We start from the raw sequence: 236 nt of genomic DNA on the forward strand, positions 1-236 counted from the left end.
TGACTCAATACAACCAGGGCAACCTACCGTTTTAGGGGCGCTACCATCATTGCCAGCGGCACTTACAACCACAACACCTGCAGCTTCTGCAGCTTCAAACATTGTTTTGTATGGGCTACTTGAAGGATCTGCGCCAGCGCCACCACCCCATGAATTGTTAATAACATCAGCGCCATCATTAACGGCATGTTCTAATGCTTCCATCAGCATGATGTTAGAACCACTGCCACCACTAC

The 236-nt window shown here is 48.7% G+C and carries 1 protein-coding gene; it reads right to left on the reverse strand.

The window, feature by feature from the left end:
* On the reverse strand, positions 1–236 hold a 236-nt coding region (locus AAEY75_RS17050), incomplete at both ends, for a S8 family serine peptidase (RefSeq protein ID WP_352260366.1).

It is taken from the genome of Psychrobacter sp. TB55-MNA-CIBAN-0194 (genome assembly GCF_040309505.1).
Taxonomy (GTDB): Bacteria; Pseudomonadota; Gammaproteobacteria; order Pseudomonadales; family Moraxellaceae; genus Psychrobacter; species Psychrobacter fozii.